Source organism: Chromatiaceae bacterium (assembly GCA_024235395.1).
Taxonomy (GTDB): Bacteria; Pseudomonadota; Gammaproteobacteria; order Chromatiales; family Chromatiaceae; genus Thiosocius.
This window is the reverse complement of record JACKMK010000002.1, coordinates 1-25,447: the sequence shown is the minus strand read 5'-3', so window position 1 is coordinate 25,447 and position 25,447 is coordinate 1. Positions and strand designations below refer to the sequence as shown.

General features: G+C 61.6%; 20 protein-coding genes. 6 read left to right on the top strand and 14 right to left on the bottom strand.

The window, feature by feature from the left end:
* Positions 1-4: 4 nt before the first annotated feature.
* The 6 genes from H6955_08120 to H6955_08095 all read right to left on the bottom strand — a co-directional run bounded on the left by H6955_08120 (position 5) and on the right by H6955_08095 (position 6,774).
* Complete coding sequence (locus H6955_08120; GenBank protein ID MCP5313509.1) at positions 5-475, bottom strand: 4Fe-4S dicluster domain-containing protein; 471 nt, start codon at positions 473-475, stop codon at positions 5-7.
* Positions 476-767: 292 nt separating this feature from the next.
* The gene (locus H6955_08115) at positions 768-1,304 is read right to left on the bottom strand and encodes a hypothetical protein (GenBank protein MCP5313508.1); all 537 of its coding nucleotides are present in this window, start codon (positions 1,302-1,304) and stop codon (positions 768-770) included.
* 21 nt (positions 1,305-1,325) lie between these two features.
* On the bottom strand, positions 1,326-1,799 hold the full coding sequence (locus H6955_08110; protein ID MCP5313507.1) for a YcfL family protein: 474 nt from the start codon (positions 1,797-1,799) through the stop codon (positions 1,326-1,328).
* Positions 1,796-3,373: a hypothetical protein gene (locus H6955_08105; GenBank protein MCP5313506.1), complete on the bottom strand. Its 1,578-nt coding sequence runs from the start codon at positions 3,371-3,373 to the stop codon at positions 1,796-1,798. Before H6955_08105 ends, H6955_08110 begins: the two co-directional genes overlap by 4 nt.
* A gap of 18 nt (positions 3,374-3,391) precedes the next feature.
* Positions 3,392-5,881 carry a hypothetical protein gene (locus tag H6955_08100; protein ID MCP5313505.1) on the bottom strand — a complete coding sequence of 830 codons (2,490 nt, stop codon included), beginning with the start codon at positions 5,879-5,881 and terminating at the stop codon, positions 3,392-3,394.
* A gap of 62 nt (positions 5,882-5,943) precedes the next feature.
* A complete protein-coding gene (locus H6955_08095; GenBank protein MCP5313504.1) occupies positions 5,944-6,774 on the bottom strand; it encodes a hypothetical protein in 831 nt (276 codons plus the stop codon).
* A 373-nt stretch (positions 6,775-7,147) separates the two neighbouring features.
* Here H6955_08095 and H6955_08090 point away from each other — a divergent pair, with 373 nt between their 5' ends.
* From H6955_08090 to H6955_08075, 4 genes are read left to right on the top strand one after another with little or no spacing between them, the layout of a single operon-like run.
* Positions 7,148-9,298 carry an HAD-IIB family hydrolase gene (locus H6955_08090; protein MCP5313503.1) on the top strand — a complete coding sequence of 717 codons (2,151 nt, stop codon included), beginning with the start codon at positions 7,148-7,150 and terminating at the stop codon, positions 9,296-9,298.
* On the top strand, positions 9,291-10,157 hold the full coding sequence (locus tag H6955_08085) for an HAD-IIB family hydrolase (protein MCP5313502.1): 867 nt from the start codon (positions 9,291-9,293) through the stop codon (positions 10,155-10,157). Before H6955_08090 ends, H6955_08085 begins: the two co-directional genes overlap by 8 nt.
* Complete coding sequence (locus H6955_08080; GenBank protein MCP5313501.1) at positions 10,154-11,032, top strand: carbohydrate kinase; 879 nt, start codon at positions 10,154-10,156, stop codon at positions 11,030-11,032. The genes H6955_08085 and H6955_08080 overlap by 4 nt, the downstream gene beginning before the upstream one ends.
* A gap of 16 nt (positions 11,033-11,048) precedes the next feature.
* Positions 11,049-13,001: an alpha-glucosidase C-terminal domain-containing protein gene (locus H6955_08075; protein ID MCP5313500.1), complete on the top strand. Its 1,953-nt coding sequence runs from the start codon at positions 11,049-11,051 to the stop codon at positions 12,999-13,001.
* A gap of 29 nt (positions 13,002-13,030) precedes the next feature.
* On the opposite strand, the gene hslO is transcribed toward H6955_08075, so the two are convergent.
* The gene (hslO, locus tag H6955_08070) at positions 13,031-13,897 is read right to left on the bottom strand and encodes an Hsp33 family molecular chaperone HslO (GenBank protein ID MCP5313499.1); all 867 of its coding nucleotides are present in this window, start codon (positions 13,895-13,897) and stop codon (positions 13,031-13,033) included.
* Positions 13,898-13,909: 12 nt separating this feature from the next.
* The gene (locus H6955_08065) at positions 13,910-14,986 is read right to left on the bottom strand and encodes a GNAT family N-acetyltransferase (GenBank protein MCP5313498.1); all 1,077 of its coding nucleotides are present in this window, start codon (positions 14,984-14,986) and stop codon (positions 13,910-13,912) included.
* 248 nt (positions 14,987-15,234) lie between these two features.
* Here H6955_08065 and ispH point away from each other — a divergent pair, with 248 nt between their 5' ends.
* On the top strand, positions 15,235-16,221 hold the full coding sequence (gene ispH / locus H6955_08060) for a 4-hydroxy-3-methylbut-2-enyl diphosphate reductase (GenBank protein ID MCP5313497.1): 987 nt from the start codon (positions 15,235-15,237) through the stop codon (positions 16,219-16,221).
* A gap of 19 nt (positions 16,222-16,240) precedes the next feature.
* On the opposite strand, the gene H6955_08055 is transcribed toward ispH, so the two are convergent.
* The 6 genes from H6955_08055 to H6955_08030 form a co-directional block, all read right to left on the bottom strand.
* Entirely contained in the window at positions 16,241-16,669 is a 429-nt protein-coding gene (locus H6955_08055) for a type IV pilin protein (protein ID MCP5313496.1), read from the bottom strand.
* A 17-nt stretch (positions 16,670-16,686) separates the two neighbouring features.
* The gene (locus H6955_08050; GenBank protein MCP5313495.1) at positions 16,687-21,486 is read right to left on the bottom strand and encodes a hypothetical protein; all 4,800 of its coding nucleotides are present in this window, start codon (positions 21,484-21,486) and stop codon (positions 16,687-16,689) included.
* Positions 21,487-21,573: 87 nt separating this feature from the next.
* A complete protein-coding gene (locus tag H6955_08045; protein MCP5313494.1) occupies positions 21,574-22,107 on the bottom strand; it encodes a pilus assembly protein in 534 nt (177 codons plus the stop codon).
* 10 nt (positions 22,108-22,117) lie between these two features.
* Complete coding sequence (locus H6955_08040; GenBank protein MCP5313493.1) at positions 22,118-23,146, bottom strand: PilW family protein; 1,029 nt, start codon at positions 23,144-23,146, stop codon at positions 22,118-22,120.
* Positions 23,143-23,601 (bottom strand): type IV pilus modification protein PilV, encoded by a 459-nt coding sequence (pilV, locus tag H6955_08035; protein MCP5313492.1) that lies wholly within the window; start codon positions 23,599-23,601, stop codon positions 23,143-23,145. Before pilV ends, H6955_08040 begins: the two co-directional genes overlap by 4 nt.
* A gap of 35 nt (positions 23,602-23,636) precedes the next feature.
* Positions 23,637-24,158 carry a GspH/FimT family pseudopilin gene (locus H6955_08030; GenBank protein ID MCP5313491.1) on the bottom strand — a complete coding sequence of 174 codons (522 nt, stop codon included), beginning with the start codon at positions 24,156-24,158 and terminating at the stop codon, positions 23,637-23,639.
* 159 nt (positions 24,159-24,317) lie between these two features.
* Here H6955_08030 and thiO point away from each other — a divergent pair, with 159 nt between their 5' ends.
* A complete protein-coding gene (thiO, locus tag H6955_08025) occupies positions 24,318-25,409 on the top strand; it encodes a glycine oxidase ThiO (protein ID MCP5313490.1) in 1,092 nt (363 codons plus the stop codon).
* Positions 25,410-25,447 lie beyond the last annotated feature (38 nt).

The following is a 25,447-nucleotide window of genomic DNA, read 5'->3' as shown; positions in this document are numbered from 1 at the left end:
CTCCTCAGGCGGTGCCGGCCAGGCTCTGCCCGGCGTATGCGCGCATCTTGTCCAGCCCGGTCCAATCGGCGTCGATGTAGGTGATCGCCGCGGTCGGGCAGGCCTGGGCGCAGGCCGGATCACCGCCGCAGAGGTCGCATTTGATGACCTTGCCGGTCGCCGAGTTGTAATTCACGGTGCCGAACGGGCACGCGATGGTGCACACCTTGCAGCCTACGCAACGCGCCTCGACGATCACCTTGGCGCCGGTCGCCGCATCGACCTGGATAGCCTCTACGGGGCAGGCCTTTTGGCACCAGGCCTCGGCGCACTGGGTGCAGGTATAAGGTGCAAAACGCCCTTCGTCGTGGAAGGTGAACACCTTGATCCGCGACCGCGCGGGGTTGAACACGGCTTCGTTCTCGTAGGAACAGGCCATTTCACACTGGAGACAGCCGGTGCACTTGACCGGGTCTATGTGCAGGGCTCGCTGCATGGGGTCATCCTCCGTCGATGTGCCGGCGCGTGAATCGCGCTTTATTTTGCTGGAACAGAAGGTCGATTCTGGCAGGTCTGCGGGCGAGTGCAATCTGCCGCGCGGTGCGGCGAGACTGGCATTGCACAAGTTTTGCTGCTTACGAAAATTCTGCAGTTATCTGCAATTTTTTGCAGCATCAAATGCGCTTCGGTCGCGGAGTCGCGACCGCCAACCGGGTCCGGATATGAAAAGGCCGGCTGCCGGACAGCACCCCGGCAACCGGCCCCGACCTCCAGGTCGATGGATGCGATCAGAGGAACCGCTTCTGCCCCTTGGCGAGCGTGAGCAGTCCCGACCACTGTCCTTTCAACTCGCCGCTGATGGTGAACAGCTTCAGTTCGAGTTTGTAGCCGACGAGTTCCTCACCGTTGGCGCCGTACTGGCGATTGGACGACAACTCCGAACGCACGACGTAGTCGAAGCTCGTGGCCGACTGGTCGACAAGGCGGACCGTGTTGGAATTCAGCAGCGTCTCGGTGATTCGGTCGTAGATGTCCGACATGCGGATGTTTTCGTTGTCGGTATTGTTGCGCAACTTGGCCAGGATCAATCGCGGCTTCTTGCCCTTCCACCCCTCCACCAGCGAAGAATCGAGCATCTTCGTCGTCACCTTCTCGGCCAACTCGGTGTAGTCAGCCATCGTCAGTTCGGCCTGGAGGTGCTCGCGGCTTCCCGAATCGACGATCGACACGTTCGACTGACCGCCGAACTTGGGCACGTTGGACTGGCAACCGGCGCCCAATGCGACGACGAAAGTGACTGCGACCAGTTTTCCGGTTCTGTTCATTCTTGCTCGACTCCCCAGCGCCTATTTGCGCTCCAGATACTTTTCTTGATGGATGAAGAAATCATCGGGCAAACGCACCGTGATCGTGAAACCGTAGGCCTTCGGATTGCTGGCGACGGACTTGAAACTCTTCAATTCACGCGGCGCCAGCACGAAGCGCTTCCAGACTTGATTCTCGCCAATGCTGAAACCGTCCTTGTCTTCCCACGCATACTGGTATTCCAGCGTGTAACGGTCGTTGCTCAGGTTCTGCACCGTGACCTCGGCCTTTGCCAGCTCACCCGCAGCGCCGATCCGGGCATCGGTCATCGCGATGCGGTCGACAAGGTCTTTGGACCCGAGCACAAAGCGTGCACGCGGATTCGATGCATTGATCGTATTCTGCTCGTAGTGACGAATGTTCGGGTCGCCTGCCCCGACTGTGTTGCAGGCAACCAGCGCGGCAATCGACGAAACGCCGACAAGACCGCGTATCAGTAAGCGAAGGCTTCTCATGACTTGACCCACATTGGTTTGCTCGAAGACGTGTAAATGATGTTGTCCAGGGTGCGCGCAAACACGACGTTGTGACTGCTGCTGTCGATCTGCACCGTTTCCGTGCTGAGCTTTCTGCCCTTGGCGTCATACGCCACGATATTGATGCGGGAGACCGACTTGGGCACGAATATGCGTGCCGCCAGCAGGCGTGACGGCAGCGTTGACCACGACCGCATGTCGGGATGCGCCATCTCGTCGCGCGCATCCTTGAACTTGCCGAGCACCGAACCAAACACGCCGGCCTGCTGCTGAGCCTGGTTCCAGGCCTGACCTTCGATGAGATTGCGCACCACGGTGGTGACCATGCGCAGTTGCTGGATGGGCCCGGAATCCTTCTGGAACCTCAATGCGAGTGCCGTGATGTCTGCGACCTCCGATGCGGTGGCATACCGCTTGCCCGAGGTCGTTTGAATCTCGACCCGGTGCACCCGGCTCGTTACCGGCTCGTAGATCGGCAGTTCGACATTGGTTGGCAGGGACGCACCGAGGCTGAGGTCGAACTTCAGCAGCTTTTTCTCCGGCGCGAACCCGTCGCCAATGATCACATTGACCAACCGGCGGTCCCTGTTGGCGGGCTTTTTCAGGTCCTTCACCGCCTGCTTGATCGCCGTACTCTTCGGATTCAGTTCCAGTGCCTTCTCGTAGGATATGCGGGCGTTGTCGCGCAGGCTGCTGTCTTCGTAGCTGTCCAACTCCTGGACCACGCCGGCGATGTAGAAGCCGAACGGATTGACGAAGGCATGGGGAACGGACAACGCCTGCTTCTCCGTAGCCTGGTACTGCTCCTCGACCACCTCCTCGAATCCGTAGGCACCGATGTCGGCACCTTTCTTTTTCTGCTTCTGCTCCTCTTCCTTGATCTTGGCTTTGGCCTCGCGCACCAACTCATCGAACTTCTTCTTTTCGATGTTCTGCAGATCGATGGCCCGACGTGTCACGTTGTAGGCGCTGCGCTCGCCATCGAGCAGATGGGCGATAGACTTGTAGTTGAGCATCAAGACCCGCTCAAAACCGGCGCCTTCGTACTCGCCAAGCTCGGCGTTTCCGGTCAGCGTCGACAGTACAGTGCTCGATGCACCCGAGAAGAAATCGCCGACGGTACTGCGGTCGTCCCGAAGATTCAGTCCGCGCTCCGCGAGCTCGAAGTACTTTTTCGCATCTTCGAGCACTTGGGCATCGATTGCGATGGTGCCGAGCTCCAGGTTACCAAGCAGATCGGTCTTGCCGGTACTGCCATTCTTGGGCAGCGGAGCGCGTAGTGCCTCGGCCGCCTTGCCGTCTGCGATCAGACGCTTGATCGGCAGCATATCCTTCGCGTATCCCTCGTACACCACCTGACGATGTGCAGCCATCGCGATGCCCAGATCGGCCGTACGGGTTGCGGCCGGTGGCGGTGGTGCCGCCTGCCGCTGCGGTGGCTGCTGGATTGCGTCCTGCATGGCCTTGCCGAACGATTCGAGCGGATTGAACGCCCAAGCGGTGCCGGTGAGCGCCGCAGCGGCAACGAATGCCAGAGCTCGCATGCTGCACATCGTGCTGACTCCTGTTCGTTAGAAATTGGGGCGCTTGACCGGCCGCGGTTGGGGCCTTGCAGGCGGTACATCAGCCAGCGGCCGATCCGGGCGGGTATCCTCACCACGCTGCCGCGCAACCAGAGTGTCGCTGATCCGGTGCACCAGCTCAGAGGTATACAGATCCAGCAGATCGGCGGCAGCCAGCGCCGCATCGGGCACATCTCGAACCCGTTCACTGAGGCGGATCTTGTCCGCAGCCGCCAGCTTGCCGGTATGCACGTCGACCAGTCGCAGGGTCGATTCCACAGTGCCGAAATAGCGCGTCTGGATCTCGTCGGTATAAGGGACCTGTTTGCGTTCCGTACGGATCAGGAACTCGTCGATCTGGGCGATCACCAGGTAGTCGGCACCCTCGAGTTCACGCATCGCACCCGGCAACGAGCCACCCTGGGCGATGCTGGTCAGCGCCTTCTCATCGATGATCTGGTCGATTTCGGCGCGTTCCATCACATCGAACTCGGGGAACTGCGACAGTTTCACCATCAGGTCGTTGGTCACGCGCGTGATGTTGGCGCCGCGCACGGCGTGGTTGCGACCTCGTTCATTGATGCGGATCTTGCCGACTGCGAGGGTCAGCGGTGTCCCGTCGGGCCGCTCGGCATCACCGCCGCTGCGCCGCGGTGCTGCGGTCGCGACCGACCCACTGCGTTGACCGCGCGCCGCGGGCTGGCGTTTCAAGATGTCACCGGTCTGCAATGACAGGTCGCCGACCGGCGCCTTGGATCGGGCGTCCTCGACTTCGGCCAGGGTGACCCGGCCGAGTTCCGTCTCGGCAACGCCGAGTTGGACCCCGGTATCCGGATCGATGATCGGCTGTCCGGGACGTACCACGTTCAGCACCTCACCGACCGAGAGCCCACCGTCGCTGCCACGGTTGATATAGGCAACACCCGACACGACCGCGGCGACCTTGATCGGGAATACCGCATTCATCAGGTTCACTACGGTCTGATCCGCGTAGGCGTCGGCCAAGGCACTGACCACCTGGTTCGCCGAAGCCGGTTCCGCGAGCTCCTCCTTGATCGACACCTTGCGCGAATCGAGCACTTCGCCGCTACGCGCATCGACGATGCGCATATTGCCCTCGACCCTGCCCTGGTGGGTCACGAGGATCCGGTTCGAACCCGGCAACTTCGACGTCAGCCGCTCGATCGCAAAATTCGCGATGCTGCCGATCACCAGGTAATCCGCGCCGGCCAGGGTCCCGACGGCCGACGGCAGGTCGCGGTTCTCGGCCATCGCCTGGGCCAGCTGCTCGTCGAGCAGTTGGTCGACCTCCTGCCGGTCGATCAGCTGGAATCGCCGGGTCTGTGCCAGCCGGGAAATCAGCGTGTCGGTGAATGCCGGGATGTGCAGGTTCGCGTCCGTGCCGGTCGTCGCCGTCGAGTACGCCTTCACCAATCCCACCGCCAGGCGTGGACGCTCGCCCGACCCACCGGCTGCCGATGCGGCACCTGGCGCAACCGGCGGCGCGCTGGTGGCAGGCGCCGCGGTCGTCGCATCGTCGCGTTCCTGCACGGCCAGGTCGTTCACCGCGAACTCGCCCGAGACGGGCGTCAGTACCGCAATCGTCTCCTGGACCTGCGCAACCTGTGCACTCCCGATCTGGGATTTCAGGCGACCGATGACGATGCCGGAGTCGTCCTTGATCTCCTTGCCTTCGCGCACGACCCGGAAACGATCGCCAACCGCCACCCGTTCATTGCTGCCGCGGTTGATCACCCACGGGTCCTGATCCACGATTCGCGCAGGGAATACGATATCGAGTACACGCAACGCCGCTTCTTGCCCGAGGTGGTCGAACATCGCGTATTCGTCGTTGCTTGCCTCGCGTCCGGTAAATACGGCCTCGCTGACCTGTGCCCGGATGCTATCGGCACCGATGACCCGACCCAGACGTGTCTCGATGACGCGCAAGCGGAGCCTCGCGTCTATCCGGTTCGAGGTCATGCTGCGACCGCGGTCGCTGAATGGTACGGCGCTGGATTCAGTCGAAAACCGGTGTTTCTCCAGCACCGCGTAGACGATGTAATCCGCTCCGACCGTCGTGCCGAGGTCCTGGAACTCCTTGAGCACGTCGTTGTGATCGGCCGCGGTCGCCGCCGCGGCGATGGTCCAACCGCTGGTTGCCGGCAGGTTTTCGACCGTTTTCTCGATCACGCGATCAAGGTCGGTCGCAGTGCGTTGTTTGCCGAACTGTTGCTCGCGAACGACACGGCGCAGCGCAGCACGCTCGACAATCGAGAATCGCTGTGTGGCGCTCAGGTGCTCGATCAACCGGGCAGCGAGTCCGTCTGGCAGGCTGCGGACATTGCCGGGGGCTGCACGGTCGGGATGAAAATCATCCTGACCCATCACCGCCATCCTGACCTGATTATCTGCAACCTGCAGTGCCTGCGGCGCGCCGACGGCGACGCTTGAGACCAACACGAAGGCGAAAGTAAGCGCGATGCGTCTGAGCGACATTAGTTGTGATCTCCCCGTCCCTGCAGCCTTGGGTCTCGTTGACGCGCCAGACGTCGACGACGTTATCTTTTTTGCGGCTTTCTCACGATGTCACCGATTCCGATCGGCGCATTCTGCGGATCGACTTCCGATACGATCTTGGCGTACGTCACCTTCGGATTGATGCGCACCACCTTTACGGTACCGACGAACTCTTCGCTCGAACCGAGCGATTTCCCGGTATCCGGATCGATCAACTCCTCGCCAGCGAAAAAGACGTCGAACTCGTCTCCCATCTTCATGCCACCGTCGGATCCGCGGTTAATGATGATCTGGTTGGACCGGGTGCGCTGCACCACCTTCATTGGGAATACCGCGGCGACGAACTGATCGGCCAGTTGTGCCGCGACATCTTTCGCCATCTTCGTGAAATGCGTCGAGTTGGGGACACCGGCGCGGGTGTTTACAATCTCCGACGCGGTAGCAAAGCGGCTCGACAGATCGAAAGTCGTCTCGACCTGACCGGTCGTCGTATCGACCATCTGCGCGGTCAGTTGCAAAAGCCCTGAATCCTGGCGCTTGTACTTGTTGTCGAAATTCGGGAGCGGCTGCACCGATCGGTAAAACTTGAAGTCCTGCACCTTGGGCAGTATCAGATAGTGAGCGTTGCTCATCTCGCCGGTGGCCGCCGCATCGCCCTTGGCAAGATCCGACTCTGCGAACTGCTGTTCCTCACGGATATCGGCGATGACCTCCTTGTCGCGGCTCAGCACCCTGAGCTTACGAGTCGCGCGGAATGAGGCTTCGAGTTCCGCCCAAAGCCGTTCAATGTTCAGATGGCGTTGTGCGGCACTGTTTACTTTTTCGCCGACCTTGGGTTCCTTGATGGCCACTGCCGGCAGATCGTCGGCCACGGACACCGTGCAGTGCACCGCAAACGACGCGGCAAGCGCGACGCATGCCGCCTTGAGGTGAGATGTTGGCGACACAGCCCCTCCATGAGTTCTTCTGGTATTTTTGGGTGATTCTACACAAGCGAACCTGTACGACAAACCTCGCCCACCGAAACGGCCCCGCCCGATCAAGCTGCGCCTTGTCGAATCCGGTAGCACCAGTTCGGTGCAGCGTCCCGATGGACGGTTGATCGGCAGCCGACCGCTATCGTTCCGCCGAGCGCAGATGCCAAGTTGCATCTGTTGGCGCATACTCCAAAAATAAGCTGACGACGAAATACAGATTCCAACACGGGGCTGCGTTGCCCGCGTACCACCCATCGACACCTTGATCATGTCCGACACTGCCGGCAGATATATTTTGATGATCAGCGTCCACGGACTCATCCGCGGGCATGACCTCGAGCTTGGACGCGATGCCGACACCGGCGGGCAGACCAAATACGTCGTCGACCTCGCACGCGCGCTCGCTGCCAACGATGCCGTGGCACAGGTCGATCTGGTCACGCGCCGAGTCGTCGATCCGGCGGTCAATCCCGAGTACGCGCAGCCGATCGAGGAACTCTCGCCCAAGGCCCGGATCGTGCGAATCGACGCGGGTCCGGAGGCTTACCTGCCCAAGGAACAGCTGTGGGACCATCTCGACAGCTTTACCGACAATCTGAGCGACTGGCTGAACGGCCAGGCGCGCAAGCCCGACCTGGTACACAGCCATTACGCCGATGCCGGATATGTCGGCGTGCGGCTTTCCCATCTGCTGGGCATTCCGTTGGTACATACCGGCCACTCGCTGGGACGGGACAAACGCAAGCGACTGCTCGCGCGTGGTCTTTCGCGCGATGCGATCGAGCAGACGTACAACATCAGCCGACGGATCGACGCCGAAGAAGAGGTACTGGCCAATGCCGACCTCGTCGTCACCAGCACGCACAACGAGATCGAAGAGCAATACGGCCTGTACAGCTACTACGATCCGAAACGGATGGTGGTCATCCCGCCGGGAACGGACCTCGAGCAGTTCCATCCACCGCACAAGGACGAGACCTTTGCGTTCGCCCCGCAGGTCGACAGGTTTCTGACCAACCCCCAGAAACCGCTCATCCTGGCGCTTTCGCGACCCGACGAACGCAAGAATATCCTTACGCTGATCGAGGCGTACGGTGAATCGCAGCAACTCAAGCACCTGGCCAACCTGTTGATCGTCGCCGGCAACCGCGACGACATCCGGGATCTCGAGAGCGGTGCCCAGACAGTGCTGACCAACATCCTGCTGCTGGTCGACGCCTACGACCTGTACGGCCGGGTCGCAATACCGAAGAGCCATCGCGCCGCCGAGGTGCCGGAGATCTACCGGTTGACCGCGGCGCGCAAGGGCGTGTTCATCAATCCGGCACTGACAGAACCGTTTGGCCTGACGCTGCTCGAGGCCGCTGCCAGCGGCCTTCCGGTGGTCGCGACCGAAAACGGTGGCCCGGTGGACATCATCTCGAACTGCAACAACGGCCTGCTGGTGGATCCGCTCGACAAGACGGCGATCGGCAATGCGCTGCTTCACCTGCTGCGTGACCCGAATGCGTGGACACGGGCATCGCGCAGCGGAATCGATGGCGTCCGTCGCCACTACGCGTGGTCGGCACACGCCGGCGCCTATCTGGACGAGGTACGCGAACTGACCGAACGCTACCGCTCGCCGACGGTCGTCCCCACGGCGCCGCGCGAGATCCGGTATCGCGACCGCGCGATATGCACCGACCTGGATCAGAATCTGATCGGCAATCCGACTGCGCTGAAACGTTTCGTCGAGGTAATGCGCGAGAACCGCAAGTGCGTGACGTTCATGGTCGCCACGGGTCGACGCATCGACTCGGCCTTGGCGCTGATGAAGAAGCAGGGGATCCCCACGCCCGACGTGCTGATCAGCAGTCTGGGCACACGCATTCACTATGGGCGCGCACTGACCGAGGATGATTATTGGGCAGTGCATATCGACCACCTGTGGAATCCGCAACAGGTGCACAGGACGCTTTCCGATCTGCCGGGCGTGCAACGCCAGCCCAAGAATGAACAGACACCGTTGAAACTGTCGTATTACTACGATCCCCAGATAGCGCCTTCGCTGGACGAGATCAACACCCTGCTGCGCCAGGAGGAATTGACCGCGAACGTCATCATTTCATTCGGCCAGTTTCTCGACGTGGTGCCGTCGCGGGCGTCCAAGGGCCAGGCGCTGCGCTATGTCGCACAGCGACTCGACATACCACTGGAACACATCCTTGCGGTTGGAGGTTCGGGAGCCGACGAGGATTTGATGCGCGGCAACACGCTCGCGGCGGTGGTCGCCAACCGTCATCACGAGGAACTCTCACAGCTGGTCGACCAGGAGAGCATCTATTTCGCCGCGCAACCGCATGCCCTGGGCATAATGGAAGCCATCGACCACTACGACTTCTTCGGCGCGTGCAGGCTGCCGCAAAACGATGACTGACCGGTTGCTGATCTGCACCGACCTCGACCGCACCCTGATTCCGAACGGCCCGCAATCGGAATCGCCGACGGGTCGGCGCCATTTTGGGGCAATCGCGACCCGCGCCGAAGTGATGTTGACCTACGTCACCGGCCGCCACCGGGCATTGGTCGAACAGGCCATTACGTTCTACCAACTGCCACAGCCCGATTACGTGATCGGCGACGTCGGGACGACCATTTATGAAATCGGCCCCAGGCACGAATGGATCCGACAGGAGCAATGGGAGACCGAGATCGCCAAGGACTGGGGCGGGCGCCGGCATGCCGATATCAAGTCATTGCTGATCGATATGCCCGGACTGCGTCTCCAGGAAAGTACCAAGCAGAACGACTACAAGGTGAGCTACTACGTACCGCTTCACATCGACCGGCAGAGCCTGTCGAAACTGATCGAGGCACGACTCGGACAGCACGACGTGGCGGCCCGCCTCATCTGGAGCGTGGACGAGCCGGCAGGTATCGGTCTGCTCGACGTGCTGCCGGCCCGCGCGTCCAAGTTTCACGCGATCCAGGCGCTGATGAAGATGCACGGTTTCGACGAGACGAACACGGTCTTTTGCGGAGACAGCGGTAACGACATCGAGGTGCTGGCCAGCCCGATTCCCGCGGTACTGGTCGCCAACAGCCAGACACAGGTCCGTGAAATGGCCAGCATGCTGGCGGCAGAGACCGGTCACCCGGAGCGCCTGTACATCGCGCAGGGCGGATTCAAGGGGCTCAATGGCAACTACAGCGGCGGCATGCTCGAGGGCATTGCGCACTTCTACCCCGACGTCGTCGAGTGGATGGCGTTCGAAGACGATGGAGGCAAGCCATGACTGCGGCGCGCCCATGCATATTCGGCGAAGTCCTGTTTGACCATTTTCCGGATGGCGTGCGGGTGCTTGGTGGCGCGCCGTTCAATGTCGCCTGGCACCTTCAGGCGTTTGGTCAGGCGCCGCACTTCGTGAGCCGCGTCGGTGCCGATACCGAAGGCGATCAGGTACGCCGGGCCATGCGTGATTGGGGGATGGATATCAGCGGGTTGCAAACCGATCCAGAGCTGCCTACCGGCCGCGTGGTTGTCGAGTTCAGCGATGGCGAACCGCACTACGATATCGTCGAACCTTGCGCCTACGATGCGATCCAGCCGACCCCCGCGGCCGACTTCAACCTCTTGTATCACGGCAGCCTGGCTCTGCGCGGTGACGTATCGCGACATGCCGTTGCCGAGCTGAAGGCTCACGGCGCCGAGATCGTATTCGTCGATGTGAACCTGCGCCCGCCATGGTGGAACGCAAGCCATCTGCACGAGATGCTGAAAGACGCGGATTGGGTCAAGCTGAACACCGATGAGCTCGCGTTGCTGCAGCCTGACATCCAGGGGAGCGACGCGGCAGAAAGGTTCCTCGAAATCCACGATCTGCACGGGCTGGTGCTCACTCATGGAGCGGACGGCGCAGAGATCCTGACCAAAGAGGGAGCCCGATTCAGTGCGCGCCCTGAACCCACTACAAGGGTCGTCGACACGGTCGGTGCGGGCGATGCTTTCACGTCGGTGACCATACTCGGCATGCTCAACGGATGGCCTCTCGACCTGACTTTGCAACGCGCGCAACAGTTCGCGTCTGCCATCGTCGGTCTGCGTGGCGCAACGGTCGCCGAGCGCGGCTTCTACGCGCCCTATCTTGATCTATGGAAAACCGTTAACTGAACTGCTGCAGGTCGTCATGTACGAACAGGTATCGCATTCGCTCCTCAATCAGATCCTTGACGAGCTCAAACCGGACATCCGCAAACGCGATCTGCGCCATTTCTATACGCGGCTGGGCGCCAATTTCTATGCCATCCATTCGCTGTTCCACCATCTTTACGGCCAGCGCGAGGATTTCGTCGCCCAGATGGTCCGCCTGGTCGAGGTGATGGCGTCACGCTATATCGAACGTCACAGCGAACTGAAGCAGCTCGACAGCCTGCGCGAGAAAGACCACAACTGGTTCTTGAGCCAGGAGTGGGTGGGGATGGCACTGTATGCCGACGGCTTCGCCCGCGACCTCCAGGGACTGCGTTCCCACCTCGGTTACCTGCAGGAACTCGGGGTGAACATGCTGCACGTGATGCCGATCCTCGAATGCCCGGCAGGCGCCAGCGACGGTGGATACGCAGTAAGCAATTTCCGCGACATCGATGCGCGCGTCGGCACCCTGCATGACCTGCGCGGAATGGCGCAGAACATGCGCCGCCGCAATATGCTGCTGACGCTGGATGTGGTCGTGAATCACACCTCGGATGAGCACGAGTGGGCACAACGCGCACGGGCCGGGGAACAGCGCTTTCAGGACTACTACTACATCTTCGACAACCGCGATGTCCCGGACATGTTCGAGGAGACCATGCCGGAGGTCTTCCCCGAAACCGCACCCGGCAACTTCACCTTTGACCAGACGATGGGCAAATGGGTGATGACGGTGTTCAACAACTACCAGTGGGATCTGAATTACAGCAATCCCGCCGTGTTCATCGAGATGCTCGACATCGTCCTGTTTTGGGCCAACCAGGGTGCGGATATCGTGCGGCTCGATGCGGTCGCATTCCTGTGGAAGAAGATCGGCACCATCTGTCAGAACGAACGCGAGGCGCACCTCATCCTGCAGCTGATGAAAGATTGCAGCCAGGTCACTGCGCCCGGCGTGCTGTTCATCGCGGAGGCGATCGTCGCGCCGGTCGAGATCATCAAATACTTCGGTGAAGACGCGGTCATCGCCAAGGAATGTGAGATCGCCTACAACGCTACCTTCATGGCACTACTGTGGGAGGCGGTCGCGACCAAGAATGCGAAACTGCTCGACCAGAGTATCCGCAGCCTGCCGGACAAACTGGATCGCGCGACCTGGTTGAACTATGTGCGCTGCCACGACGATATCGGACTCGGATTCGACGACGCGGATATCGTGAAGTGCGACTACGACCCGGTCTCGCATCGACGCTTCCTGGTCGACTATTTCACCGGCGTCTACGAAGGTTCGCCTGCCCGAGGTCAACCGTTCGGACGCAATGAAAAGACCGGCGACGCACGTATCTCAGGGTCGCTGGCATCGCTGGCCGGGCTCGAGACCGCGCTGGAGAGTGGCGACGAGACGGCAATCCAGCATAGCATCGAGGTCATCCTGCTGCTGCACAGCATGATCATGTCGTTCGGTGGGATACCGCTGCTGTATTACGGCGACGAGATCGGCACCCTCAACGACTGCACCTTCCTCCAGGATGAGAACAAGGCAAAGGACAACCGCTGGATGCACCGCCCCCGGATCGACTGGGAAAAGGCGGACATGCGGCACCGCCACGGGTCGGTCGAACAACGCATATTCGACGGCCTGCAAAAAATGATCGCGGTGCGAAAGAGCACGCCGGCGTTCGCGGACTACAACAACCGCACGCTGATCGAGACCGGCAACCCGCACCTGTTCGTATTCATGCGCAACAATCCGTTCCAGCCGAGCGAGAATGTGCTGGTGGTGGGCAATTTCGACAACCGTCCCCAGTCACTCGACCTGAGCGATCTGGGCAATCGCGGGCACTTCGAATATGGACGCCTGCGCGACCTGTATTCCGGTCAGTCGCCCACCCACTTCAAGAACCAGTTGGTGATCCCGCCGTATCGGTTCTACTGGCTGGCGGACTGATAGGCACGACCAACCGGCTGCGGCGCGCATCAGTGCTGTGTGTCTGACGAATCCGTGACGATACCGTCGGCGAAAAGCGCCGCGGCGTCCACGGCATCGAAATGGTATTTGGCGTTGCAGAACTCACAGGCCACCTCGACCTGCCCCCGTTCCTCGATGATCGACGCGATCTCCTGCGGTCCCAGCGTGCGCAGGGTGTCGGCAATGCGCCCGCGCGAGCAGCTGCAGCGAAACGCGACCGGCTCCGGGGAATACAGGCGCAGGGTCTCCTCGTGGAACAGACGACGCAGTACGTCTTTTGGCGACAGCTGCAACAGCTCATCGTCCGTCACGGTATTGGCCAACAGCGCGGCTCGTTGCCAGCCGTCGGCGTCCCCGTCGATGTCGCCGGGCAGACGCTGCAGCAGCAAGCCCGCGGCGCGTTCTCCGTTCGCCGCCAACCAGATCCGGGTCGGAAGCTGCTCGGACTGACCGAAATAGCTCTCGACCACGGCGGAGAGGCTGCCGCCATCCAGGGCCACCACGCCCTGGTAGCGATCCCCCTTGGAGGATTCAGCGGTCAGAACGATGCGTCCCTCGCCAAAAGCCGCGCGTAGATCGCCCGCAGGAACGGTGCCGCTTGCCAGGGCCATCCCGCGAATCAGGCGCTGCTCGGTTGCCTGCGCGACCAGGGTACGCAGTGGCCCCTCACCCTGGATCTGCAGAATCAGGGACCCCTTGAACTTGATCGTTCCAGACAGCAGGGTCGCTGCCGCGAGCGCCTGCCCCAGATAGCTGCCGACAGCGGGCGGATAGTCGTGGCGCTCCAGAACGGCGCGCCAGCTTGCATCCAGTACAACAATTTCGCCGCGTACGCCGAAATGCTCAAAGGTGAATCGGTAGAGTTCATCGGTCATCGAATCGGTGGCCTAGTCTTTGCGCTGACGCGCGATGAAGCGACGCCGGAGATCGCCCAGCCGCTGTCGGGCAATACCGGCCAGCCCGCGCAGGCTGTGGGGATCGAAGGCGACGATACCGTGCCGTTCGCGACGTGCATCCATCCAGTCGCGCTTGTAGGCGTCGTCGCCGATCAGGTAGTCGACCTCGTGGACACGATCGACATCGAGCACGTGCTGCATCAGGCGCGCCGTCAACAGGGTCCCCACCGAGTACCGGGCATAGCGTTCGTCATGGGCCAGCTTGTAGATCGCTGCGTGCCCTGCGTTGACGATCCAAATCTGTGCAGCGACCGGGGTATCGCCGAGGTAGGCTATCGCCATGCGCAACCAGCCCCGCCTCGCACACAGCGCGATCAATTGCGGCATGAAGTCAGGATACGGCTCCTCGCGCTTCCAACTGGAGCCATAGATGGCCTGCCAGATACTCACCGCTTCCGCCAAGCCATCACCATCCTGCACCATTTCGATTCTTCCGTGCAGTTCGGTCCGAAAGCGCTTTTCCCGCCGGCGCAGGGTGTTGCGCAGGCGCGACGGCAAACCGGCCAGATAGGTCTGGTAATCACGTCCGGCGACCGGAAGGTACCAGTTGCCAAATGCGAAGAAACTGAACGGCCTGAGTCCCGCCAGACGCATCGCATCGACAGTCATGACAAAGCTCGGGTGCGATGGATCCATCGGATCGAGACGCAACGACCCCGATCGCGTATCCCGCATGAGTCGGCGTACCAGTCCTGCCAAATCGGCCGCGACCGCACCCTCTGCCATCAGCGGGCGATACAGACTCGTGTAGAAGGTTGTCAGCCCGCTCACCGCACCCGGGCAGACGAAGACCGGCAGCACACACCTCACGTCGTCCTCGGTGGACGATTGGTAGAATCGCGGCTCACATCCATCCGGCAACCCGTGCCGGACGAGCAGTTCAAACCAGTCCGCGCCGAGGTCGAAACTGGCGCGCTCGCCGCGCTCGAACAGCGCCTGCGCCGCGCCGCCGAGCCGGGTCACGTCGGACGCCACCGAAATACCGTCCGGATCGCCTACCGCGTCCACAGGTTTATGCCATCACCGTCTGCGGTGAACGCCACGCGCGAGACGTGACGGCTTCCCGAATCCGACTTCAACCGAGCGAGCACTGCCACAGACAACATGCCTGCATTCTGCACCAAGTCCGCGAAGGGCGCCGCTGCTTCGTTCACCCGATGGCGGAAACCGGTCGTTTGCCGGTACAACCGCACGATCGTCGGGGGACTTGGCGGTTGCGCCTTGAATTGCGCGCCACGCGGCTCGACAATCCCGGCGTGAAGATTCTCCTGGCAAACCCGCGCGGATTCTGTGCCGGCGTCGACCGTGCGATCGAGATCGTCGAGCGCGCACTCGACACCTTCGGCGCACCGATCTATGTGCGCCATGAGGTCGTACACAACCGATTCGTCGTACAGCGGTTGCGCGATCGCGGCGCGGTGTTCGTCGACGAGCTCAGCGAGATTCCCGACGGCGGCACCGTGATATTCAGCGCCCACGGGGTATCGCAGCAGGTACGCGAAGAGGCGGCGCGGCGCCGCCTGACGGTGTTCGACGCAACCTGCCCACTGGTCACCAAGGTGCACCTGGAGGTTGCGCGGCACTGCCGGGCCGGGCACGAGGTGGTGTTGATCGGCCACAAGGGCCATCCCGAGGTCGAAGGCACCATGGGTCAGTACCGCTGCAGCGCCGATGGCGCTGGTATCTACCTGGTCGAGACGCCGGACGACGTCGCCAATCTCGAAATCCGCAACCCGACCGAACTCGCGTTCGTCACCCAGACCACGCTGTCCATGGACGACACCGCTCGGGTCATCGAGGCCCTGCAACGGCGCTTTCCGGATATCAAGGGGCCGAAAAAGGACGACATCTGTTACGCGACCCAGAACCGCCAGGACGCGGTGACACGGCTGGCGCAACAGTGCGACCTGGTCCTGGTGGTCGGGTCACCGAACAGCTCGAACTCGAACCGACTCAAGGAGATCGCCGAGAAGCAGCAGCGTCAGGCGTATCTGATCGATGGTCCCGAAGACATACGTCGCAGCTGGCTGGACGGTGTAAGGCGGGTCGGCGTCACCGCCGGGGCCTCGGCGCCCGAGGTCCTGGTCGGCAATGTGATCCGGCAGCTGCAGGCGTGGGGCGCCGACCCGGCCGAGGAACTCGCCGGGGAACGCGAGACGGTGGTGTTTGCGCTGCCGAAGAACCTGCTGAGCGCGATGGATTCCGGAGAAACGCTCGACGCCGGCACGGACGGTCAGCGCTGACCGCCCGCGTCGGGTTGCCTTATTTGCCCCAACACTTGGTACTGCCAGTGTCAGAAGCGGTCCGATCGCCCAACTGGTCGAGTTCGAACCAGGTGCAATCGCCGTCCTGTGCCTGCGGCCCGCTCGACTTGGGCTCGGCGCGCACCGTGAACTGTTCGTCGTCGGCGCCGGTCACGCTCACCGTGATGTCGTAGTAACCCTGCTCTGAATCGCCGCTGAGGAGGTCTGCAGAGATCTGTAGTGATGCCAGGGGTCCGTACTCACCCGCTATCGTGTAATAGCGCTCCTCGGCCATGGCGATCGTCTCCAGCGCAACCATCGCGTCGGCGCGCCGCGACTTCTGCACCTGGCTCGTATACATCGGATAGGCCACCGCGGCGATGACCGCCATCACGGCGACCACCACCATCAGTTCGATTAGCGTCAATCCCGTCTGTCTTGCTTGCATCACTGACCTCGCGCGCCTTACTTGAGGCGGACCCAGGACTTGCGGCCCAGCGCCGACGAAGCACGCGACTCGGTCGTGACCTCGACACCGCCCTTGGAACCGCTCGCGTACTTGTACTCTTTCTCACCCTTGCCGTCGTCGACGATGCTCGGCGGCTGCGTGATGCCCTCCTTGGACCGCTTCATCGTCGCCGGGATACCTGGTACCGCCCCACCGGGCCCACTGGTGCTACCCTCCCAGTTGTCGTCGTACGAGAAGAAACCGTCGCCGTCCAGGTCGAACACCGTCTCGTCGAGCCGACCACCGCTACGGGCGTCCATCTCCACCAGCCAGCTCTCACCACCGTCTTCGCACGCATGGTCCGACGGAATGATCGTGACGAAGATCAGGCGGCCGCCGCGCAATGTATGCCGCGTGACCTGCTTCTCGCCATAGTCCGGCAGGTCGAGGTACCAACCCATGACGCCGCGGCTCGCATCCCAGTCCCAGACATCCAGGACGTTTTGCGACACCAGCCGGATCTCGAAGTCGTTGATCAGGCCGGTCGTCGTGTTCGACGGCCCCGGCGACGTGACCTTGGACATACAGGTCGATCCGTCGGTCCCGGTGACGCACTGCATCAACAGGTTGCTGCGACTGATCGACGGCGTAGTCGGGGGTGTCACCGGCGATTCATCGACTATTTTCGAGTAGCTGGATGCGCAGCGGATGCGCCGCGAACCGTCGGCCGGATCGAAGCAGCTGTCCCACGGGTCCCAGATGCCATAGACCGAATGGGTATCCGCATCGCCGACGTTGTCGCCCGACTTGAAATAGGAACCCGTGCCGAAATACACCATGGTCCCCGGCAGACCGTCCGGGTGCCGCCCAACCTCGGGCCGCATCGTGATCGGTCGCGGGTCCACCCCATCAACCACTGGGGCCGCGAACAACGGCGTACAGAAGTCGTCTGCAGTGGACGGATCGGCACAAGTACTGCCGACGAAATCCGCGCGCCAGCCCGTCAGGGTGCCATCCGGGATCAGCTTCCACAGGTTGCCCTTCAGATCGCCCGCATACACCACGTCGATCTTGTAATCGCCGTCAAGGTCGACCGGTGAAACGGTCGACAGACCGTTGTCACCCGTGTCGTCGAGGATGACGCTGTCGACGAGCGCACCGGTCTCGGCATTGACGACGTAGAACACCGCGTAACCGGACGCACTCGCGTAACCATTGCCGAACATCGCGACCCACTTGCCCTCGCCAGCCTCGTAGGTATAGGCATTGGTCCCGCTGTGGTTCTTCACGATCGCCGGACGGCTGTAGGTGTAGCCCAGGTGATCGAAATCACCACCGGACGTGGTCTCCACCTCCCACAAGAAGATGTTGCTCGCCGACGCCTCGGTATAGGCCGACGGATTGGTCACGTCCAGCGCGTAGATGCCACGACCGCCGGCATTCAGGCCGCCGACCAGAATCGTGTGCCAGTCGTTGTCCGTCATCAGCACGTCACCGACGGTCGGCGAGCCATCCACAAAGTAGCGGTGCTCGTAGTCGGGCGAGGTCAGCTGACCCAGCGACGGCGTCTGCGGCGAATCCTCGTAGCGCGCGTACACCGCATTGGGCACGAACGCCAGCTTCTCGATACCGCCCAGCGCGGCCTCCGGGTAGGCCGTGAAACCGTGCAACATGCCGTCGTTACCGCCGACATACAGCATCGGCGTACGGCCGGCGCCGGTATTCAACGCCGCCATCCGGGTGGTGTACTCGCTGTAGGTCTCCGCCGAACTGTTGGTCACCACGGTGGGATCGGAGGTGTTTTCGTACTTTTCAAGCCAGTTTGGATAATTGAAACCAGGTGCGCCGACATACGCAGGCGACGAGTTGACCAGGTCGCCGAGCTTGCGCAGGCGGTCGCGGAACTGGCCGCCATTCTGCAGTTCGTGGTCGGTGTTGCCGCGCAGGTATTCGAGCCGGTCCTCGCCGATGGCGGCGGCCACGACAGAATCGGCGTCCGTCGTCAGGGTGTCCGGGTCCATCATCAGGAAGGTCTTCTGCGTGGTATTCAGCGACGACCACGCGAACGGCACACCGGTGCCGGCGTTGTTGGTGATGATCACGCGGCTGTCCCAGGCCTGCAACTGTAGTTTCGCGCCCGCATCCCACGAGGGGGTGTCGCTCAACTGGCCGTTCAGAGGATTCACCGGAAATGCCAGTAGCTCACCCGTCCACGCCAGGGGATTGAAGCGTGCCTGGAAGATCGTCGTCCCGGTCGACACGCGGAACGAGTTCGCCGCGGTCGACGACGCCGCCGCGGTACCCGAGGTCACGTCGAGGAATACCGCCGCGAGCGATGTCTCGAGCTCCGCCGGGTTGGTCGAGTAGAAGTAGGCATCCGGCAAGCCGTCACCGTTGTCATCCCACTCGTACGTCTGATCGGGCCTATCGTTCGGTTCCGCGGCAGCGTCTGGGCGCGTACCGCCTTCCGAGACCGTAAACTCGTCCTCTTCGAAACCACCCCATTTGGCGGCGTAGTAGAGTGGATCCTTGAGCAGTTCGGCGTCGGTTGTACCAAGCGTATAGGTAACCGACGTCGCCGGCTCATCGACCGAGCAGTTCACCCCTCCACTGCCACAGGTCGCCACCCCCGTAGTATCCACCTCTTCGTCGAAATCTTCTATCCCGGAATGGGCGTGGAAACCGTCATTGAGAGTACCGCTCAAGATATACCCGAACGCCATCTTGTACGGCGTCGAGTCGGCGAACGTCTTCGTGATCACGGTGATGGTGTTGTTGTTGGAGTTGTACTCGTAACTCAATGTTCCCGCCATATCCTGGTCGTAATCACCCCCCTGTTCACTATCTTCCCAGTTGACGTAGAACTTGCCGGTATAGACGCCCTCGTAATCCACGCTCTCGGTGTGCTTCTGCACAACCTTGAAGTCCACAATCGCGCAGTTTCCGCCGACGCTCTGGTTACGACACGCCGGCAGAATGGTCACCAGCGCCTGAGAGGGATTGGCCGGGTTCGGCACCTCGATCTTTGGTACCGCGGGCGCCAGCGTCACGCCGTAGGTCTTGACCTTGATCTCCGCCGGGACACCGTCGGTGTCATCAATATCGTCACGAATTGAAGTGGTATGGGCGTAATAGGCCAGACCGGCGATCTTGTAGCTACCTTGTGCGCGCGGCGCTTCCGGACACAACCCCTTGGCGGCTGACAGGTGCTGCAGGGTCTTCGCAGTACACAGTCCGTTGGTCGTATAGGTTCCGCCCCCGATGAAAAACTCGTTATCATCAATGCCCTCACCGGCACCGTCGACGTCATCCACCGCAACACCGATGTCGTCCGTCCAGGTATTGATACTTGTCAGATCCTCGAGATCACCAAGCTGGGGATACTCGTCGTCGTTAAAATCGTACGACGACACGCTGGCATTGAACTGGATGATGTTCAGCGGCGCACAGTAGTTCGCCTCGCTCAACGGGTCGACCCAGGACGTCGCTGTAATGAAGTCTGACAGATATGAGGAATCATCGGCTTGGTAGATTCCTAACGCCGTCTTTCCGGCGAAGTAGCGCAGACTCTCGAAATAGATCTCGGACTGCGGGTTGCCCCAGTTGGTGCACTGGCCGTTGTTGAACGAATTCAAACCCCAGATACAGTTGTCACCGCCCGTAGAGTTGTAGGTACCCTGCGCACCGAAACAGTTGTAACAGTAACCGCTGATCCGCAGCGCACTCAGGTTGCCGATGATATTGCCCGCCGCCGGTGCCGTCTTGAAGGTACCATTCGTATCAACATTGATCTCATCGGTGATCGGCCCGACGTTTTTGCGCAATGTACCGCCGGTCTTGTTGTGCTGAAAACTGCCCGTCATCAGGCCGAAAGCGATCTGGCCATCGTCGCCATACTCCTGCAGCAGTCCAATGGGCTTTCTGTTGCCGTCGGGGTACACCTTACATTTCTCGGTCGCCGTTTTGTCCGGATCGGACGAGCAAACCTCGACACGCACTATGTAGTCGCCATCACCAAGCCGGTCGTCATCCCAATCCGGATTGTTGGGGTCCGCCGCGAGTCCAGTGTCGTCGGGATTGTTTCCGTTGTTCGTACCGCCGTCACTGGTGCCTTCAGCCTCCCCGTCCCAGTGACATTGCCAGCGCTCGTTTGCCGCCCACAGCGCGAAATTGCCTTCGGCGATACGCATCAACGGTGGCTGCGTAGAATCCTCTGAGTACCCCGCCGTGCCGTAAGTCGTATTGCAGATAGTAATCTCGGCGACATCCCACGGCGTCAGCTTGGCGATCTCGCCAGCGGTCTCTTCCGCGTAGTACTTCGCGAAGCTGTGCGCATCGTTGGGTAGAAAGGCGCGCTCGAGCACCGTCAGCGAGCCAGTATCGGTAGAACGCACACCGCCAAACAGGATTTTGCGCACCGTGTCGATACGGGTCATCGAGGCCCAGTTCAAGAAGTTCCCGCTCCACTCGCCGCTTACCGAGTCGCAATATTTGTCCGACGTTTCCTCCGCAGGCTCGAAGCGGTCGGCGACACCATCGTAGTCATAGCAGACGAAGCTATCGAAATACCCGTAGTAGGTGATGCCGTGGTCGTAGGTGATATCGATGACACCGTCGCCGTCGACATCCGACCAGTCGTCGTACGCCTTGTAGAACAGCTGGTGATCGTTCGACATATTCAACATCACCTGCGGTTCGGCCGAGTTCACCAGGAAAAGCGGCACCTGCGCCAGGCTGGCAGGCGCGACCGCGTGCGCCGATTGCGCCGCGATGGCTGAGTACACCACCGAGAAGGTGGCGAGCAGTTTACGTTTCATGTTGTCCATATCGTCACCTCGATTGCAGCGGCCGATGAGTACCGCGTGCGCAATAGACCGCCTTCCATCACACCCGGACCTACCGCATCAGAACGGCGGCAGGTAGGTGCTCTGCAATATTGACTCCGTGCTCGGCGTCACGCCGAACCCCTTGGCCGTCACCCGGTAGTACTGCAGCACCGGCGGCTTTTCCTGAAAACCCTGGACGATACTGCTGTCCGGCAGCGGTATCTCCGGTAACCGCTCCAGGAAATAACGCGGCAGGGTGTCGACATAGGTCGACAATTCGCTGGTGGACACCGTCGAATCGGCATAATTGGTATTGTCGTCCGGGTCGACACTGATCGTGACGTCGGTCACCTCGTAGCCATGCACGGTTGCCGAGAATACGACCGGGGCCTCGTCCATCCGTTTCTCCCAGCGACGCAACTCGAGTTCCGCCGTCTCGAACGACAAAGCGAGGTCGCGCTGGTTGCCGGCCATGCGCTCCGTGATGATCGTGTCCTGGATCCCGGCCGTGCCCAACACGGTGAGTACCAGCAGCAGCACCAGTGCCACTATCAGCACGGCACCCTGCTGCCTTTGCCTGAGAACCGGATTTCCTAAGCTGTTGCGATTCATCTGCATCTGCTCACAAAACGTTGTTACGCAGTGTCATCACCGCGGTGTATTCCTGCCGCATCAGGCGGTCGTCGGTGGCCGGCAACTGGGGCGCCGGATCGTCCGGGCGGAAGATGTATTGCGCCGCCTCCTCCGTCGTATTGTCGATACTATTGACCAGCAGCGACACCTGCACATTGACGACTCCGCTCCAATCGGCCACTGCGTCCGGGGCCTGGAAGGCATCCGCAACACCGTCGGCATTGGTATCGACGCCAAACAGTATCTGCATGTCTTCGACACCCTGAACGATCTCCTGCACGGTAGTGCCGTCGGAGCGGTACAGCGCACGCACCGCGGCGCCCGAGTTGTTGACCCCGGCCGAGGTACCGATGAAATAGGTACGCAGCGACAAAGCAGCAAGCTCGGAATCCGAACCGAACTTGCGAGACAGTAGTGTCGGCAAGTGGGTAATTGTTGTCTTGTTGTCAGCGAACGTGGGATCAGCAGCAACCTGGACGATATCGGCGCCACTACAGTCGCTGAGCACGGCATAATCGTCGGTCGCGAACTCGTCGGTGGCATCCCCCAGCAACGTTATCGGGTTGTTCGGAAACATGCGCTGCGCGGCGTAGAACACCGTGCCGCCCATCAGGCCGCGGATCTGCAGGACATCGGTACCGTCGACAACGGCCTCGCCATCGACGTCCGCACCCGACACATCGTTGTCGGCAGTGATCCGGATGCCGTTCTGAAATTCCCCTACATAGGCAGGCACAACACTCCCATAAATAGCGAGTATCGGCTTGATATCAACCTTGAGGTCTTCGGTGAGACAACCACCGAACCCGGACGATTCGATATCGCGCTTGATCTGTGCCATCGCATAGCGACCGCTGTCCTGGATCGCGGAAAGCCCCTCCTGCATCCGATAGCTGATCTTGTTGCCCGAAAACAGCACCATCACTCCGGCCAGTAGCACCATGCTCAACGTCATAGCGACCATCAATTCGACCAGCGTCAGGCCGGACTGGCGACGCATCTGCAACCGTCCTTTCATATCATCGTCCGCGTCGTGAAGTTCAATTTGGCGGCGGCATCGCTGTTGCGGTTGTCCGCCCAGCGGATCTGCACCTCCACCACGCCGTCGTCATCGACCGATATGCTGCTCTGACCACCCGGCAGGCGTTCGACATAAGCCCGCCACTCGAACAGGTCTCGCGCGGCCACCTGTGTCTCCGAACAGCTGGATGCGCAGGTGCCTGTTGGGGCAACGTCGCCGAAATCGATGTCATACGATTTCGCGAGACCCACCGCCGCCTGGCGGTTGGCACGCATGCGATCGACGATATCGGAGCTTAGGATCGTGGCCTGGGTACGCAGCGACGCGCTGTGATTGCTGCGCAGCGACGTGGTCTGCAGACCGCTGAGACCCAACAGGCCGATCGACAACACAATGAGCGCAACCAGTACCTCGAGCAGCGTGAAGCCACTCTGTGCCGTTTGCCCGGCAATGACCGTATCGGTGATCACGGTATTCGTTCCCCGCTTCATGGACAGGCCCCTCGCGTACTGCGTATCTGCCCGGAGTCTGCCACCGTCGTGCAACGCTTCTTGTCATTGACGTCCGTGGCCGTGACAGCCGAGTTGAACAACTCGAAAGTGACCTGGGCCGCTACATCACCGGCCGCCTGAAACGCGACCGTCGGCCCATCGGTAACCGTGATACTGGACTCAGTGGACAGGGCCGCCCAGGTGCGTAGTACCTCGTCATCGACGTCAACTACGCTGTTCCCGTTTTCGTCGACGAACACCATCCAGCCATCCTTCCAGTCCGCGGCATCCCCACAGGCGCCGGCATCATCCGAACACACCACGACCGTCACGCGACGCTTGACCGCTTCGCTGCGTGCCAGTTTCAGCGCCGCAGTCAACGCGTTTGCTTCCGCAACCGCACGGTTGTTTGCGGCAACGCCGGTGAACAACGGCATCCCGACCGCGAGCAGTACGATCGCGACGGCCAGCGTGACCATCAGCTCGACCAGTGTGAGACCTTGTTGTTTCGTACTCATAGTTGGCGATATAGCACTTTTATCTAATGGCATCCCGCCGCAGGTGATAGACTGCCGCTATTTCCCGACGAACGGTGTCGTTATTGGCGACCGCTACCGCGTGGCCACGGCCGCACTGCGGCGCGCCGATAAGCAGTTAGCGGCAGCCATCCACAGTCCATGAATCACATCCATATCGTTGGCGGCGGCGTGATCGGCATGCTGACCGCGCTCGAGTTGCATCGTGGCGGCCTGCGCGTGACGCTGTTCGAGCGTGCCGAGCCCGGTCGCGAATCCTCCTGGGCCGGTGGCGGCATCGTGTCGCCGTTGTTTCCCTGGCGCTATCTGGATAGCGTCACGCATCTGGCGACCTGGAGTCAGGCAGTTTACCCGGAATTCTGTTCCCAATTGGCGCGCGATACCGGTATCGATCCCGAGTACACCGTCAACGGGATGATCCTGGTGGCGCCCGACGAGGCCGACCAGGCGTTCGCATGGGCAGCACAGCACGCGCGCGATGTACGGCCGATCGATCGACAGACCTTCGCCCGGCTGGAACCCGCCGCGGCGCAACCGGCCGACCGGGCGCTTTGGATGCCAACCGTGGCACAGGTGCGCAACCCTCGCCTGGCGCGCGCGTTGCATCGGCACCTGCTAGACAGTGGCGTCCCGATACACAGCCAGACGTCGGTACGGCAACTCGATCTCGGAGGCGGACGCTACCGCGGCCTCGACACAGGCGACGCCCGCCACGAAGCCGATGCGGCCGTGGTATGTGCCGGCGCGTGGAGCCGCAAGCTGCTGGACACCCTGCCCACCCCGCCGGATGTGCGTCCGATGCGCGGGCAGATGCTGTTGTTCGATGCGGCGCCGGGCAGCATCCAGCGGATCGTGCTGGACGCCAACCGATATGTGATACCGCGTCGTGACGGGCGCACGCTGTTCGGCAGCACCATCGAGGACGTTGGATTCGACAAGTCCACGACGCGCGCGGCGTACGACGAGTTGTACGCGATCGCCACGGCACGTTTTCCGCTGCTCGCGCACTGTCGGGTCGAGGCGCATTGGGCCGGCCTGCGACCGTCATCGCCGGCCGGTGTCCCCTATATCGGTCGACACCCGGCGATCGACGGCCTGTTCGTCAACGCCGGCCATTTCCGCAACGGCATCGTACTCGGACCCGCCTCGGCGCGCCTGCTGGCCGACCTGGTCCTCGAACGCACACCGATCGTCGACCCGGCGCCCTACGCCTGGACAGCCGCCCGCGGTTGAGTCGCGCCCGATCCTGGCCCATAATGCGCGGCCGCGTA